We start from the raw sequence: 13,580 nt of genomic DNA on the forward strand, positions 1-13,580 counted from the left end.
CATGTCCAGTCGAATCCTCGGCGCCGTGGTAGTCGCGGCACTGTCACTCACCGCGGCAGCCATCAACCCGGCGTTGGCCGACGAGCGCCCGGCCAGCAAGGTCACTGTCGTGTTCGACAAGCCATTGCCGAATGTCCCCGGCAAGAGCATGCGCGGCGTGATCGTCGACTACGCCCCGGGGGCGTCGTCACCCTCCCACCGGCATCCGAAGTCCGCCTTCATCTACGCAACCGTGCTCGAAGGTGAGATACGCAGCAGCGTCAACGGCGAGCCGGAAAGAACCTACAAGGTAGGCGAGAACTGGTACGAGGCACCCGGCGCGTTCCACGCCGTCAGTGCCAATGCCAGTGACACCCGGCCTGCTCGGTTGATGGCGGTGTTCGTGCTGGACACCACCGAGACCGTGCTGGTGACCCCCAGCGCGAAGTAAGCGACGTCACCACTCAAGGCACCCCGGTGGCTGGCAAGTCGCCGGGGGCAGCGCACAGGAACCCGGATGATGAACACCCACGAGGAGCCAGTCTCCACGGGCGACAGCACCAGGCCCGACAACAGAAGGCGCATTGGCATCGTTCTGTGCATCGTCGCCCTGGCGGTGCTGGCCGCAGGGTGGGCCATTGCCCGCTCGAGCAGTGCGACGTACACCGACAATGCCTATGTGCGCGGCGATGTCACCTCGCTGGCCGCCAAGGTGGCGGGTTATATCGTGGCGGTCGAGGTCGAGGACAATCAACGCGTGCAGGCGGGGGAGGTACTGTTTCGGATTGACGACCGCGACTATCGGGCAAAGCTCGCGCAGGCCGAGGCCAACCTCAAGGCGGCCGGGGCGAGTTTGGCCAATGTCGAGGCCCAGACCCAGCTGCAACGCGCGCAGATCCGCGAGGCAGAGGCCAGCGTGCAGTCGGCGCTCGCGCAGCGCGGGCTGGCCAACAAGACCCACGAACGCAGCCGCAAGCTGATCGTGTTCAGTGCCGTCAGCCAGTCGGTGGTCGACCAGACCGATGCTGCACGCAGCAGCGCCCAGGCCACGGTAGCGGCCGCGTCGGCCACGCTCGAGGCCCAGCAGCAACGCATTGCCGTGCTGATGGCCCAGCGTGAGTCGGCCCTGGCGACGATCGCCCAGGCCCAGGCCGCGTGCGACCTGGCCAGGCTCGAGCTGGAACACACGGTGGTGCGCGCGCCGGTATCGGGTGTCGTCGGCAACCGCCAGGTGCGCGTCGGGCGCTTCGTTACCCCGGGCGGGGCACTGCTGGACCTTGTCCCCGTAGAGGATGTGTGGGTCGTGGCGAACTTCAAGGAAACCCAGGTTGCGCAGATTCAGCCGGGGCAGCGGGCGCAGGTGACGATCGACGGTTATCCGGACGGCGCGCTCGAAGGCGTGGTCGACAGCTTCGCACCAGGCAGCGGCGCAGCGTTCAGCCTGCTGCCGGCGGACAACGCAACGGGCAATTTCGTGCGGGTGGTGCAGCGCGTGCCGGTGAAAATTCGCCTGGTGCACAACCCGTTGCCGGGGCGCATCGTGCCCGGGCTGTCGGCGCGGGTCGAGGTTGCAGCCGGAGGCGGCTCGTGAGCGCTCCCGGCCCTGGCGCACAGAACGCTGCATCGATCGAAGGCCGATCGCTGCAGGGGCTGCTGCTGATCGTCGGGATCATCCTTGCCGTACTGACCGAGGCCTTCGCCAGCAGCGTCCTGGTACTTGGCCGTAACGACATGCTGGGCGATACCCACGCAACGCCGGACGAATTCGCCTGGCTGGATGTCGGCTACACCGCCTGCAAGCTCATCGGCTTCATGAGTGCGGCCTGGTTTCTGGCGTGTATCCAGCCACGCAACGTGATCATCGTCGCGACCTTGGTCGTGGGGCTGGCCTGCGGTGTGTCTGCCTTCACCGCCAGCCTTGACTTGCTGACTGTGCTTCGCGTGCTCCAGGGGCTTGCCGGCGGCGTGTTGCTGGTGGGCGGGCAGGCCTTGATCTTTCTCGTCTGCCCACGAGGCCAGCAGCCTGTACTCCAGGCGTTTTTCGCCATGGGCGCGGTGGTTGCGCCCGCCACCCTGACGCCAGCCTTGCAAGGATGGCTGATCGACAGCCAGTCATGGACCTGGATTTTCTTCAGCGTCCTGCCCTTGGCCCTGGCCGCGACAGGCGTGCTCCTGGTCGCGGGCGTGCCAAACGTCGCGCTGCCTGCCGCCCCAAGGCCCGACGCCGTGGGCATGCTGTTGGCGTTTTCCAGCCTCGGCTGCCTTACCTACGTGCTGAGCCAGGGCAGCCGCTGGGACTGGTTCGCAGAACCGCACATCCTCGGGGCCACGGCAGTCGGCGTCGCGGTATTGCTGCTGTTCCTCGGTCATCAGTTGTTGAGCAACCGCCAGGGCCTGCTCGACTTCAGCCTGTTCCGCTGCCGCGACTTCACCTTTGCGTTCATCGTGAGTTTCGTCGCAGGGGCTGCGTTGTTCGGCAGTGCCTACCTGATCCCGGCATTTGCCCTGTCGGTGCTGGCCTTCACCCCCACCGACGCCGGCTTGCTGCTGTTGCCCAGTGGCGCGTGTTTCATCGGCGCGCTGCTGTTGGCGGCCTATCTCATCCAGGCCCGTGGCGTGGCGCCATTCGCCACGGTGCCCTTCGGCATCCTGATGATCATGGGGGCGATGTGGATGCTCTCGGGTTCGACCAGTGAAAGTGGCGCGCCGGACATGATGGCCGGCGTGCTGTTGCGCGGGCTGGGGCTGGGCTTTCTGTTCCTTTCCATCACTCTGATCGCCTTCGGCAAGCTGGCGCCTAAAAACCTCGCCAGCGGGATCGGCCTGTTCAACGTCGGGCGCCAACTGGGCGGGCTGATGGGCGTCGCCGGCTTGCAGACGCTCATCGACCAGCAGCTGGCGCACAATGCGGCAGTGCTGGGCGCCCATGTCACGGCCGGCGCCGCCACGGTCATCGAACGGCTCGGCAGTACGGTTGCCATGCTGCAGGGCAGGGGGCTGGACACCCTCGCGGCCGGCCGGGTTTCGCTGGCGCTGCTGGGGCGCGCCGTGTCGGGGCAGTCGGCGGTAATCGCCTTCGATGTGGCGTTCACTGCCGTGGTACTGCTGTTCGCTGTCGCGGCGCCTTTGCTGGTGTGCATCAAGGTTCTGCTTGCGCGTCATGCCACTGGACCTGAAGCGAAGTATCCGGTTCAGGTCCAGCGCGACCACAACGACCTACGAAGCGAAATCAGTGGAAAGTGACAGTTCCCGCCATTGCGCCAGCTCCCGTTCGACTGCGCTGTTCTTGGCCTCGATACGTGCGACGGCGTCACTGCCAAGGGCCAGGCGCAGCGGTGGTTGGCTGGCATTGGCCAGGGCCATCAGGGCTTCGGCCAGCTTCTCGGGGTTGCCGGGCTGGGCATGGTTGGCGGCTTGTGCATGGCTACGCATGGCGCCGACGGTGGTGGCGTAGTCCGGCAGTTCCAGCGCCGTTTTCACCAGGGAGTGTTCATCCAGGAAGTCGGTACGGAAGAAGCCGGGCTCGACAACCGTCACCTTTATGCCCAAGGGCGCCAGCTCCTGCTGCATCGCTTCACTGATGCCTTCGACGGCGAATTTGGTCGAACCATACACGCCCCAGCCCATGTAGGCGTGGTAGCCACCGAGCGACGAGATGTTGATGACGTGGCCACTGCGTTGGCGGCGCATATGGGGCAGCACGGCGCGGGTCACGTTAAGCAGGCCGAAGACGTTGGTGGCGAACAACCGCTCGGTTTCGCTGGCGCTGGTTTCCTCGACCGCGCCCAATACGCCGAACCCTGCATTGTTGACCAGCACATCGATCTTGCCGAAACGCTGGATGCCGGCAGCGACGGCTGCGTGGGCTTGCTCCTCGCGGGTCACATCCAGGCGCACTGCCAACAGGTTGGCGTGCTTGCCCAGACGAGCCTCGATGTCGTCAGGGTTGCGTGCCGTTGCAATGACCGCGTCGCCAGCCGCCAGGGCTTGTTGGACGATCAAGGTGCCGAAACCACGGGAAGCGCCAGTAATGAGCCAGGTACGCATTTCAACTCCTCCTGTATCCGACCCTGCACCATGCGGGCCTTCTCGATGAGTTGAACGAACTTTAAACCCCGGCCATTCATGTGATAATCCCACTAATTTTTCATGGGCCTTTGAGCTGCATTCATCAATGAAACCGACCAGTACCGCTGACCTGTCGTTGTTTCTGTGCATTGCCCGGCATCTCAACCTGAGCCGCGCCGCGCTGGAGCTAGGGCTCACGCCCTCGGCGCTGAGCCACGCCTTGCGGCAGCTGGAGACACGTCTGGGTGTGCGCTTGTTCAACCGCACGACCCGTAGCGTGGCCTTGACCGAGGCAGGAGAACGCCTCCAGGCCCGGCTGCAACCTGCGTTTCGCGACATTGCCGATGCGCTGGAGGACCTCAATGCCTTTCGCGACAAGCCATCGGGCAACCTGCGGATAACGGCGGGCCGCGCGGCTGCCGAACTTGCACTCCTGCCCCTGGCCAACCGTTTCCTGATCGCCTACCCGGATGTGAGGCTGGAAATCGTCAGTGACGACGCCTTCGTGGACATGGTCGGAGCCGGTTTCGATGCGGGAGTGCGGCTGGGTGAGCGACTGCAGGCCGACATGGTGTCGTTGCCCATTGGCCCTTACCTGCGCTCGGTGGTGGTCGGCTCACCCGCGTTCTTCGAGCGTCATCCCATCCCTCACCACCCGCAGGACCTGAAAACCCTGCCCTGCATCGGGCATCGCTTTCCCAGTGGCGCGCTCTATCGGTGGGAGTTCGAACGTGGCGGCATGCAACTGGAAGTCGATGTCCAGGGGCCGTTGATCCTGGGCGACCTGAGCCTGATGCTGGCGCCCGCCCTGCAAGGCCTTGGCCTGGCCTATGTCTTCGAGGACATGGTCAAGGAACAGCTGGAACGCGGCCAACTGCTGCAAGTGCTGGACGACTGGTGTCACTACTACCCAGGGCTGCACTTGTACTACCCGAGCCGGCGCCAGGTGCCCGCGGCGTTGAAAGCGTTCATCGACTTCGCACGGGAGCAGCGCTGATAGCTGTTTTTGCAGAACGGGCTTTCACAGCGTAATTGGCAGCGGCAGGCAGCGGGCAGGGCGTGCAACGGCTCGCACTCAGTGGATGGCCACCGGGTTGATATTGACCTGGGTCGACCCCTTGTACAGCGGCTGGCCCAGTACGAACAGGAACTCGAAGGCCTTGTCGCGCACCAGCGCCCGGGTATCGATCAGCTCCAGGTTGTAGATGCCGCGTTTGGCCAGCATGTACTGGTTGACCGGAAACTCTTCACCGGTTGGGTTCGGGTAGACCTCCGAGGCCCAGGTGTCACCGCCGAAGGCGACGATGCCCTGGTCGGCCAGCCACTCGGCCGCCGGCAGGTCAATGCCCGGCTCGGTGGCGAGGAACTGCTGGTTGTCCTTGCCGATCAGTTCCAGCCAGCCAGTGTTGAACAGCACCACGTCGCCCTTGCGCAGGGTGATGCCTTGTTGCTTCAGCACCGTCTTGATGTCATTGACGGTGAACGACGTACCGCCCGGCACGATGGCCTTGCCGTAGTACGCGGTCATGTCCAGCACCACGCCACGGGTGACCATCGGCGGCACTTTTTCCACGCCAAGCTTGGTCACGCCTTCGACGGTGACGAAGTCGGCGGCCTTGTTGCCGTTGTAGTAGACGTTGTCGATACCGATATGGCCGATGCCGTTGAGCTGGGTACCGACGCCGGTCCAGCCGTTGACCAGTTCATCGTTGAAGCTGAACTTGTTCTTGCCCAGGGTCTGGCCGGCCTGTTCGCCGGGCTGGATGTTGTAGAGGTGGAAGCTACGGTGGCGGAAGGCGGGCAAGTCCTTGCTGACGGGGACTGCGAGGGAGTAGGTCTTGCCGGTTTTCACCAGGCTGATGGCTTGCTTGACCACCTCGGGAGTGAGGAGGTTGGCGGCGCCGATTTCGTCGTTTGGGCCGTAGGGAGAGGATTGCCAATCGGCGGCCAGGGTGGTTTGGGCGGTGCTGGCCAGGGCCAGGGTGAGTAGTAGGGGTTTGAAATAGTGCAATTTGTGGGCTCCTGAACGGGTTGGGATGTCAGGGGCATGATCTATGGCTTCGCCAAACAATCAGGAGGGCAGGTCAGGATAAAGTCGGAGGAGGGACGTGGTGCCCGGGTGTATCTTCAACTACCTACTCACGATGCCGAGATCGATGCTGTAACTCGCTCTGAGCCACTGCCTGAGTCGGCAATGGTTTCGTCAGGCGAGACGGTACTGGTGGTAGACGACGAACACTCAGTGCGCATATTTGTGAGTGAGGCCTTGGGTAGCTGCGGGTACATTGTCATTGAGGCGACTGACAGCCTTACCGGTCTTCAACTACTCCGCTCAGATACCCGCATCGATCTGCTTGTAACAGACATTGGCCTCCCCGGAGGAATCATAGCGGTACTAACAAAACCCTTCACACTTGAGGCGCTGGCGCTGAACGTGAATAACCTACTCCGCAAGTACAGCCATGACTGCTTGCGCTGAGCCCAGATATGCGCAACCGGCTCGAAACGCTCAGTGCCTTTTCAGGGAAGCGATCCGGCACACCGATAGGCCATTTTGTTTATTGCTGAAACCTTTCAATGGTTAGCGATCGTCTAAGCGCGACCAAAGGCTCATTACGACTGTAGCTGGAAGCGCTATCATCCCGCCACTAGCTCAAGAGGGGCCCTCTGGCCGGCCAATTCCGGCACTCCCTTGGGCATAACGACAAGGAAGGTTGCGCATGGACGACATCGTTCAGCCCCTCACAGCTCAAGAAGAAATCCCGCCTAAAGAAGTCAAGATCCTGGCCACCTTGGTGGCGAAGCTAAACCTTGCCGACTTCCAGAACGCCGTTCCCGTGATTCGCGAACTTCGTATCGCGAACGAGACCGAAGACAGGTTCGTCAATGCAACCCTGACATTGACCTCAGAGCCTGAGGTGTTCAAGGCCAAGCTCTGGCGGATCGACGAAATTGCGGCAGATAGCTTCCGGATCATTCCTGGACTCGACTTGGTTCTGGATGGCCCGTTGCTTAGTCGTCTGACCGAAGCTGAGCTGTCGACATTCACCTTCGTCCTCGAGGTGGATGACAAAGAAGCCGAGAGAGGCAGAAAAGAGGTCTCCCGTCTTGAGCAAGTCGTCGATCTTCTGCCCCGAAATCAGTGGGGTGGCTTGCGGCATATTCCTGACATGACGGCTGCTTTCGTTCAGCCGAATGATCCGGCAGTTGAACGACTCTTGAAGCAGACGGCTGAGTTGCTTCGCCAAAGTGAACTGTCCTCTTCGCTGAATGGCTATGAGGGTGGCGCGAAGCGAGCTTGGCAGCTGTCGTCTGCGGTCTGGAGCGCCGTCGCTCGGATGAAGCTCGACTATGCATTGCCGCCGGCGAGTTTTGAACAGTCCGGTCAAAAGGTGCGAAGCCCAAGCCAGATTGCCGATACCGGCTTGGCTACCTGCATGGATCTTACCCTGTTGTTCTGCGCTGCCCTGGAGCAAATCGGGCTCAATCCCGTCATCGTTTTCACCCGCGGTCACGCCTTCGCGGGGCTGTGGATGAAGCCAGAGGAGTTCACTACCGCCCTTGTCGATGATGTAACGGCGGTACGCAAGCGGGTGAGGCTGCGGGAACTCGTTCTTTTTGAAACAACGCTCAGTACCCAGAATCTTGTCCCGACCTTCTCCTATGCAGTCGAGAGGGGGGAAAAACAGATTGCCGAAGACGCGGACAGCGAATTTGAAATGCTGCTCGACATTCGCCGGGCTCGGCTGCAGCGGATCAAACCGCTTGCAAGTGCTGAAGCTCAAATCGCACGGATTGCTGATGAGGTTGCGGATGATTCTCCAGCCCTCTTAGTCGAGGACGGGGCCGGAATTCCAGATGAAGTCCACGAGGTGGTAGTCGAAGACCTTTCAAAACTCGATCCTGCAGATCGGCTTGGCCGGTGGCAGCGAAAACTCCTGGATCTCTCGCTTCGAAACAACCTCCTGAACTTCAAGACGGGCAAGCGGGCGCTGAAGCTTGAGTCGCCAGATCCTGGTGCTCTTGAGGACGTACTGGCCAGTGGTCAGTCGTTGAAGCTGCTAACCCGTCCAGACCTCATGGATGGCGCTGATCCGCGGGAGCTTGCAATTTACGAGCAACGTGAACATGAGGATGTTCGCCGCCGGCATGCGGAAGACGCCCTCAAGCGTAGAGAGGTGTTCGTTGCATTGAAATCCAACGAAATGGATATGCGACTCACTGAGCTTTACCGGGGAGCTCGTACAGCTCTGCAGGAAGGTGGTTCAAACACCCTCTTCCTGGCCATCGGTTTCTTGAGTTGGACGCGTGAAGACAGGGCAGGGCAGAAGTACAAGGCCCCTCTGGTTCTGGTTCCCGTCACGCTGGAGCGTAGGAGTGCTCGATCCGGGTTCACCATGGTGCTCCATGATGATGAGCCACGCTTCAACCCGACGCTGATTGAGATGCTCCGCCAAGACTTCGAGTTGGGATTGGGCTCCCTGGAGCACGAGCTGCCGCGGGACGATTCAGGTCTGGATATCTCCGGCATCTGGAACAAGGTTGGTCATGCTATCAAGGACATTCCTGGCTGGGAGCTGAACGAGGATGTCGTGCTGTCGATGTTCTCTTTTGCTAAGTACCTCATGTGGAAGGATTTGGCAGAGAACGCCGAGCACCTGCGGCAGAGCCCAGTGGTTCAGCACCTCCTTGATACACCGCGCGACTCGTTCGTTTCGGACACCGCGTTCCCAGAAGCGCAGTCGCTGGATCGTGATTACGGCCCAACGGATGTTTTCTGTCCGCTGCCTTCCGACTCGTCTCAGCTCGCGGCAGTGATGGCAGCAGCTAAAGGCAAAGACTTCGTGCTCATCGGCCCGCCTGGTACTGGCAAGAGCCAGACGATCTCCAACATGATCGCTCAGTCGATTGCCCAAGGGCGTCGCGTGCTGTTTGTCTCGGAGAAGATCGCGGCGCTGGATGTCGTGTACCGCCGACTGCGTGAGATTGGCCTGGGTGAGTTCTGTCTTGAGCTTCACTCGAGCAAGGCTCGAAAAACCGACGTTCTCGCCCAACTGCAATCAGCCTGGGAAGCCAAGGGGCAAGTAGATTCCGCGGCATGGGAGGTTGAAGCGCAGCGCCTTGCCACGCTGCGCGATAGTCTGAACATTTACGTCGAGCGACTGCACCGGCGCCATCGCAACGGTTACACCATCTACGATGCGATTGGCACGGTCACCTCGGGTGGCGATGAAGCTGTCGCGCCTGTTGGTTGGGCTTCGCCTGACACCCACGACCAGAAAGCCATGCTAGAGCTTCGTGAGTTGGGCGATCGCCTCGAAGTGAACGCGCAGGCTGTGGGATACAGTCAGCTTGCTGGCAATGCGTTAGCCGCGGTTGGTCAGGCGGAATGGTCACCCCATTGGCAACAACAGTTCGTGCAGGCAGCTCGCGATGTGTTGCCTGCCGTACTGGATGTGCAGCGGGCGACTGATCGGTTCGTTGAGTTGGCTGGGCTTCCAGCTTCGGAATACACCCCGACTGCACTTGAGGGGCTGTCAGTTCTTTCCCAGACACTACCCGCGGCAGCAGGACAAGATTGGCGCTTCGCGCTGCGGCCTGATGCCCGCTCCATTTCTCAAAGGCTGAGCGATGGCTGTACGTGGATTGAACAACACCGAGAGCTCAACGCTAAGCTTTCGCCGCTCTGGCCTTCTCGCGTTGTGGCCGATGCCAAGCAGGGTATCGAGCTTCTGCAGCAACGTCGTACCACCTTCGGTGAGCTCAGCCCAGCCTGGCCGGAGAGTGTGATCGATGTGCTTGCTCAGGCGGTGGCATTGCTTGGCCAAATAGTGGAACTCAAGCAGCAGCTCAGTGCGACATATGGCGATACGATCGAGTCGCTCGACATCGATCTGTTGCTGCGTGAGTGGAAGGAGGCTGAGGAGTCGTTCTGGCCAAAGTCCTGGTTCGGAAAGCGTCGTATCGCGGGTTTGCTAGCCCCGTCTCAAACCACTGCAGGCGAGGCCGATCACGGTAAAGATTTGGCCACCTGGGCAGAAATCCGCGCCCTCCGCCGCGCTATTGATGAGCTTGAGCCCGGGCATGAGTGCGTTGCCGTTTGGCAAGGCTCAAAGTCTGACGCTGAGCAGCTCTCGACGTCGATCAAGCTTCAAGAGGCCATTCGGCTCCAGCAAGCAGACTCGGACTGGATCGATGATGGATTCCAGTTGGTCGAGCAAGGCCAGCTGGGAGATGCATTGAAGGAGGAGCTCCGGCGGCTTCGCACGCTGACTCGCCTTGATCGGGATATGGCCGCGTTGTCCGACCTTAAAGCGAGCACGCAACAGCTATGGAGCGGTCAGGGTACTAACATTGATCACCTTAACGCAGCGCTGCGCTTCCAGGCCGAGCGTCGGGATATCGAAGAGCGCGGTCGCCTTGTTGATGATCACCCCGAAGTAGAAGAGGGTCGCTGTGGATCGTTGTTGAAGAGTGACTTCGATTTGTTGAAGCAGCGAGCAGCGGTTGAGCGTGATCTTTCCGACTTGGCTGACCTGCGGGAGTTGGTGCCGGTCTGGACTGACCTGAAGACCAAGCTCGAGATAGCCCGCCAGGCCGTGGCGTTCCAGGGGCAGTTAGCGACTGCTGTTGCGAAGCTTGCGCTCAACCCGGAGCAGATTGCTGCATACAAAGCTCCCCTGCAAACACTCCTGGGTGATGGCAACGCGCTTCTGGAGCCGGAAGGCGCGATCGCACTTGCTGGTGTTGCTCTGCGTGACAAACTTGAGCTGCTTCAGGAGCGATCATCGCATCTGACTTCGATAGGCCACTTCACTGAAGCAGGTGCAGATGAGTCCGCTCACCTGTCATTGAATGACCTCAAGAAAAACTGCGAAACCGTGGTTTCTTCCGAGGCCCGACTCAAGGCATGGTGCGCTTGGCGGAAGGTGCGCGATGAGGCTTTCGCCGTTGGTATGGCGCCGATTGTTCAGGCCATGGAAAGCGGGGCAATCACTTCTGGAAAAGTCCGCCGCGTCCTGGAGGTGAATTACGCTCGCTGGTGGCTGAATACCACTGTCGACAATGAGGAGGTCATTCGGACGTTCGTCAGCGTCGAGCACGAACAGCGCATTCGCGACTTCCGCGCACTGGATGACAAGTTTACCGAGCTGACGAAGGACTGGCTTCGCGCTCGGCTGTGCGCCGACCTGCCGAGCCAGGACAGCGTGAGCCGTTCTTCTGAGTGGGGCCTGCTGCGCCACGAAATGGGCAAGAAGACTAAGCACATTCCGTTAAGGGAGCTGATGACTCGAGCACCCGAAGCGCTGACGAAGCTGACCCCTTGCTTGTTGATGAGCCCGCTTTCGATCGCTCAGTACCTACCGCCGGCTTCGACTCCGTTCGATCTGGTGATCTTCGATGAGGCCTCTCAAATTCCGGTCTGGGATGCGATTGGTGCGATGGCGCGAGGAAAGCAGGTAGTGATGGTGGGCGACCCGAAACAGCTCCCGCCGACCTCGTTCTTCGACCGTGCCGAGTCTACGGCTGATGATGAGGATGTCGAAGCCGATCTCGAGAGCATCCTGGATGAATGCATCAGCGCTAACCTCCCGATGCGCAACCTGAACTGGCACTACCGCAGCCGCCATGAGAGCCTCATCGCGTTCTCGAACCAGCGTTACTATGGTTCGAAGCTGGTGACTTTCCCATCGCCGTTCACTGCTGACAAGGCCGTGCGGCTGTGCCCAGTGGCAGGTGTATACGACAAGGGCGGTTCACGTACCAACCTCATCGAGGCCAGAGCGCTTGTCGCTGACCTCGTAACTCGGCTTCAGTCGCCAGCGTTCCGCGAGAGTCGGCGCACCGTAGGTGTAGTCACGTTCAACGGCGAGCAGCAGAAACTCATCATGGACATGCTGGATGAGGCATGCCGGAAAGATCCGTCGCTCGACTCGTATTTCGCTGAATCTGAGCTCGAGCCTGTGTTCGTGAAGAACCTGGAAAGTGTGCAGGGCGATGAGCGAGACATCATCTATTTCTCGACCACCTATGGGAAAGATGCTGCTGGCGTTATGTCGATGAACTTTGGCCCGATGAACCGTCCGGGTGGCGAGCGCCGACTCAACGTTGCCATCACGCGTGCTCGTCAGGAGCTGGTGCTGTTCTCGACTCTGCGCCCGGAGCACATTGATCTCGCCCGCACGCAAGCTGTTGGGGTACGTGACCTGAAGCATTTCCTTGAGTTCGCGGAGCGGGGGCCACGGGCCTTGGCAGAGGCTAACTTTGGCAGCGTAGGTGGATTCGACAGTCCGTTCGAAGAAGCGGTCGCTGCTGCCTTGGCCAAAAAGGGCTGGCAGGTTCAGACCCAGATCGGCGTTTCTTCCTTCCGAGTAGATTTGGGGGTTGTACATCCAGATTCTCCAGGGCGATACCTCGCCGGCGTCGAATGCGATGGCGCTACTTACCACCGAAGTGCTACCGCGCGTGATCGTGACAAGCTGCGAGAGTTTGTGCTGCGTGGGCTTGGGTGGGAGATCGTTCGGATCTGGTCTACCGACTGGTGGGTAGATGCTGTCGGGACTGCGGAAAATGTTCATCAACGATTGATGGAGCTGCTCGCTGAGTCGAGGGCCAAGCAAGCAGTTATTGATGCAGCGCAAGAGGCGGAGCGTCTGAAAGTCGATGCCGCTATGGCTGAAGTTATCGAGGTGGTGGATCAGGTTGCTGTTGTCGCTTCGAGCCATTCCGCGGAAGCCAATGATCCTACTGGCGCGTTGCCTGAATTGAGGTACGCCAGAGCAGCCACGGCTCAAGTCATTGAGGAGGTGATCACTCCTCATATTCAGGTGGAGCACTTGGTATACAAGGAGGCCGATCCTACCGAGGCTGTTGATGGAGTTGATCCAGACCAATTTTTCGAAGCGAGCTACACGGCTACTTTGGAGAAGATGATTGCCCACGTGGTGGCAGAAGAGGGGCCTGTGCTGGATATGGCGCTCGCACGGCGTATCGCGCGCGCTCATGGGTGGGTCAGAACGGGCTCCCGCATCCGAGATCGCGTCGATCAAATAGCAAGGGCACGATTCCGCTCCCATGAAGAGGAGCAGTCTGGAACCTTCTTCTGGCCTGCTCATCTCCATTCTAACGCTAGCGTCGTCTTCCGCAGGCCGGGTGATGACGATTCGACTCGCCCGCTTGCAGAGATTTGTTTGCCGGAACTATGTGCCCTGGTAGAGGAAATGACCAAGCACGGGCACGTTGGTGAGGGGCTGGTGTATGCGGTGGCCAAGGAAGCAGGAGTCGGTAAGCTCGCCCATGCAGGCCGTCAGCGTATCGAAAGGGCGATAGCGCGAAACTTTGAGTGATACCTGAGGGGCGCTGTGATGGCGCCCTTTTTTTGTTCGGCGTTTAGGAGTGGCGCTCCGGATTGCGTTACTGCACACACCCGGCAGGTTCGAGAAAACAGAGCAGGTCAGCAGTGAGGCCGCATGCTGCTGACCTGTAAGCCGTCATTTTCCGCGCGGTTTGCCTGCATCGCTCCGTTTATCGCG

The 13,580-nt window shown here is 60.6% G+C and carries 8 protein-coding genes; 6 read left to right on the forward strand and 2 right to left on the reverse strand.

Annotated elements, in window-relative coordinates; all coding sequences use genetic code 11:
* The first annotated feature begins 1 nt into the window (after nucleotide 1).
* From ACODS9_RS04635 to ACODS9_RS04645, 3 genes are all read left to right on the forward strand, one after another.
* On the forward strand, nucleotides 2–430 hold the full coding sequence (locus ACODS9_RS04635) for a cupin domain-containing protein (protein WP_401108635.1): 429 nt from the start codon (nucleotides 2–4) through the stop codon (nucleotides 428–430).
* A 69-nt stretch (nucleotides 431–499) separates the two neighbouring features.
* Entirely contained in the window at nucleotides 500–1,570 is a 1,071-nt protein-coding gene (locus tag ACODS9_RS04640; protein ID WP_489093368.1) for an HlyD family secretion protein, read from the forward strand.
* The gene (locus ACODS9_RS04645) at nucleotides 1,567–3,222 is read left to right on the forward strand and encodes an MFS transporter (RefSeq protein WP_489093369.1); all 1,656 of its coding nucleotides are present in this window, start codon (nucleotides 1,567–1,569) and stop codon (nucleotides 3,220–3,222) included. The genes ACODS9_RS04640 and ACODS9_RS04645 overlap by 4 nt, the downstream gene beginning before the upstream one ends.
* Here the strand turns inward: ACODS9_RS04645 and ACODS9_RS04650 are convergent.
* Entirely contained in the window at nucleotides 3,196–4,026 is an 831-nt protein-coding gene (locus ACODS9_RS04650; RefSeq protein WP_489093370.1) for an oxidoreductase, read from the reverse strand. The genes ACODS9_RS04645 and ACODS9_RS04650 overlap by 27 nt on opposite strands.
* 127 nt (nucleotides 4,027–4,153) lie before the next feature.
* Here ACODS9_RS04650 and ACODS9_RS04655 point away from each other — a divergent pair, with 127 nt between their 5' ends.
* The gene (locus ACODS9_RS04655; RefSeq protein ID WP_489093371.1) at nucleotides 4,154–5,044 is read left to right on the forward strand and encodes a LysR family transcriptional regulator; all 891 of its coding nucleotides are present in this window, start codon (nucleotides 4,154–4,156) and stop codon (nucleotides 5,042–5,044) included.
* 78 nt (nucleotides 5,045–5,122) lie between these two features.
* Here the strand turns inward: ACODS9_RS04655 and ACODS9_RS04660 are convergent, their stop codons facing one another.
* Nucleotides 5,123–6,058: a cyclase family protein gene (locus tag ACODS9_RS04660; RefSeq protein ID WP_489093372.1), complete on the reverse strand. Its 936-nt coding sequence runs from the start codon at nucleotides 6,056–6,058 to the stop codon at nucleotides 5,123–5,125.
* A gap of 36 nt (nucleotides 6,059–6,094) precedes the next feature.
* On the opposite strand from ACODS9_RS04660, the gene ACODS9_RS04665 reads away from it, so the two are divergent.
* Together ACODS9_RS04665 and ACODS9_RS04670 are read left to right on the forward strand one after the other, a co-directional pair.
* Complete coding sequence (locus ACODS9_RS04665; protein WP_489093373.1) at nucleotides 6,095–6,526, forward strand: response regulator; 432 nt, start codon at nucleotides 6,095–6,097, stop codon at nucleotides 6,524–6,526.
* A gap of 241 nt (nucleotides 6,527–6,767) precedes the next feature.
* Entirely contained in the window at nucleotides 6,768–13,394 is a 6,627-nt protein-coding gene (locus ACODS9_RS04670; RefSeq protein ID WP_489093374.1) for a DUF3320 domain-containing protein, read from the forward strand.
* Nucleotides 13,395–13,580: the final 186 nt, after the last annotated feature.

The sequence above is a fragment of the Pseudomonas sp. FG36 genome (assembly GCF_057809275.1).

What these genes read in the sequence shown, in the direction of transcription:
- ACODS9_RS04665 (WP_489093373.1), top strand. Translation starts at nt 6,095, where the DNA reads ATGATCTATGGCTTCGCCAAACAATCAGGAGGGCAGGTCAGGATAAAG.
- ACODS9_RS04670 (WP_489093374.1), top strand. Translation starts at nt 6,768, where the DNA reads ATGGACGACATCGTTCAGCCCCTCACAGCTCAAGAAGAAATCCCGCCT.
- ACODS9_RS04635 (WP_401108635.1), top strand. Translation starts at nt 2, where the DNA reads ATGTCCAGTCGAATCCTCGGCGCCGTGGTAGTCGCGGCACTGTCACTC.
- ACODS9_RS04655 (WP_489093371.1), top strand. Translation starts at nt 4,154, where the DNA reads ATGAAACCGACCAGTACCGCTGACCTGTCGTTGTTTCTGTGCATTGCC.
- ACODS9_RS04640 (WP_489093368.1), top strand. Translation starts at nt 500, where the DNA reads ATGAACACCCACGAGGAGCCAGTCTCCACGGGCGACAGCACCAGGCCC.
- ACODS9_RS04650 (WP_489093370.1), bottom strand. Translation starts at nt 4,026, where the DNA reads ATGCGTACCTGGCTCATTACTGGCGCTTCCCGTGGTTTCGGCACCTTG.